The organism is Wolbachia endosymbiont of Atemnus politus (genome assembly GCF_013309895.1).
In genome coordinates, this window is the sequence record NZ_JAAXCS010000168.1 from 1 (window position 1) to 2,042 (window position 2,042).

Below are 2,042 nucleotides of genomic sequence, written 5' to 3' on the forward strand. Positions count from 1 at the left end.
AAACTTTTTTCCTCTGTCTCCTGATTCAACTGAACAACCATTAGAAGAAAGATCTTTGTCTGCTATAGAAAAATCCTACACGGAACTTGTGAGGAAAAATCATGAGCAACGTTGGTAAGTGGTTTTAATGTGCTCTTTAAATTAAACTTACATATGTAGCTTTGATATAAAAGACTGAATATATAGCATGGTTTTGTTATGGTAGTAATCTATATAGTTCTATGTGTAATATTTGTCGCTATTTTGGATAATTCATTAAGCTCTTAATAAGAAGTATGGTTAACTTAAAGATTTCCATAAATATTGAAAAGTGGAGGGAATAAATTGGAATGTTCATGTTTCTTCCTTGAGTTGTAAAATTTCAGAATGAGAGAGGCCAGTAGATTCAGCTATCAAGTCTCCAGATGCGCTAGCTTTAAGCAGATTTTAGCCTGTTGTTGGTTCTCTTCTCTTCCATCCTTCCTACCCTCAGCTCTGCCTTTTTCATGGCCAATTTGGATGCCTCTTTCTTCCCCTACCCTAACATCTTCATCAAATTTTTCAGCTAAAGCAGCCATCTCATCCATTAGACGTTTCTTTCCTTGCTCATATGCTAGTAACTCTTCTTCTGACCAATTAAACTTATTCATCTCTTCATATGCTCGTTTTTATTATTATGTCACTTCCTACTATCTTATCTAGTTCCTCTTCCCTTGTTTCTGCTGCTTAGCGAAAAAAATAACACTACATTTCGACTATATTTTACAACTGATCTTCTTTTTTCTTCGTGAATTTTGGTAGTTCTATGAATACGAAATAAAAGTCCTTTAAGTCGTACTCAAAGCTATTCTGATCCAAAATAACATGGTTTGATTTATGCTCAGCCTTGCCTGGAAAAATGATACAATCAGCAACAGCTATAAAGATTATTTCCTTGAGGTTGTGATAATCATCTCCTTTATCTGCTTGACTTGAGTAAGCTTTGGCAGAATAGTACTGTACACGTTTTCGAAGCTTTTGGTTTTAGTGAACTGCATTTCTATAATATATCTGGAATTTTGAGAGTCCCCTTACAAAGAACATCGACGATACTCTGTTTTTAGCGGCGATTTCAGGGTCCAAAATGGTAGCTAAAAACTCAACATCCTGAATAGCAGCTAAGCCAGGAAAGCCTAAAATATCGTTCAAGAAATGGATGAGGATGTCTTTATTCCGGTCAGTGCCAAATATTCTCTTGAAGGCGAAATCATTTCATGCGTCAAGGAACTTAGAAAAAGCCATAAGAAATTAAGTAGAAAAGCATTAATAATTATACACAATTGTGAAGAAATATTCAACGGTTTTATTTTGGAGCCACTAAATCTTGTTTTTTGAGCATGTTAAGGAAAAATTTGACTGTCAGAGAGAATAGCATTTCATTCTTTATATGCCCTTTGATCATCTTTTATGCAATTACCCCCTAAAAAAGCCAGGGAATGGATATTATAAATTTAGTAGCAAAAAAAATTAAAATATCATAAAGAACACGAATTTAGTAGAAAATTTATGTTAACCTGTGTAATGTTTATTTTTGTGAAAAAGAGTGACTGCTAGCGATGATAGCAATGATGACGCAACTGATTTAGAATACAAAGTAGGACAAAGAGTAAAACATTGGAGGTTAAAGCGAGAATATACTCAGGAGGGCTAAGTCAGGAAAATCGGTGTAAAATACTCGGTAATACTTCATTATGTGAAAAAGGAAAGCGTAAAATTTCAATCAAAAGATTATATAGCATCGCAGAGGCGTTATCAGTTAGCATTATGTATCTTATTCCAACAATATCAAATGAAAAAAGTTATCTTGAGAATGAGGGAGGAAATATATTAGATCCAGTGGAAAAGCATGAAAAATTTGAGAATCAAGAATTTCGTAATGTAATTTACTCATTAATCAAATCTACTCGAGCTAACAAAGAAAACAGTAGAAAAGTAGCAAGAGTAGAGGTGGCTTGGAGTTTAGTAAAAGCAGGGGTTTCTGTTGACATAATTTTCCAAGCAACCGGTTTATCAGCTGAAGTAAT

General features: G+C 33.9%; 2 protein-coding genes and 2 pseudogenes. 2 read left to right on the plus strand and 2 right to left on the minus strand.

Annotated elements, in window-relative coordinates:
* Positions 1-392: 392 nt before the first annotated feature.
* Together HET73_RS08800 and HET73_RS08805 are read right to left on the minus strand one after the other, a co-directional pair.
* Positions 393-629, minus strand: coding sequence for a hypothetical protein (locus HET73_RS08800; protein ID WP_246210276.1), 237 nt, complete (start codon positions 627-629; stop codon positions 393-395).
* Between the two features lie 112 nt (positions 630-741).
* A pseudogene (locus tag HET73_RS08805) lies at positions 742-1,209 on the minus strand (PD-(D/E)XK nuclease family transposase).
* Here HET73_RS08805 and HET73_RS07185 point away from each other — a divergent pair.
* Together HET73_RS07185 and HET73_RS07190 are read left to right on the plus strand one after the other, a co-directional pair.
* Positions 1,171-1,353: a hypothetical protein gene (locus HET73_RS07185; RefSeq protein ID WP_174134275.1), complete on the plus strand. Its 183-nt coding sequence runs from the start codon at positions 1,171-1,173 to the stop codon at positions 1,351-1,353. The pseudogene HET73_RS08805 and the gene HET73_RS07185 sit on opposite strands and share 39 nt — an antisense overlap.
* A gap of 279 nt (positions 1,354-1,632) precedes the next feature.
* Positions 1,633-2,042: pseudogene (locus HET73_RS07190) on the plus strand (hypothetical protein); the annotation flags it as partial.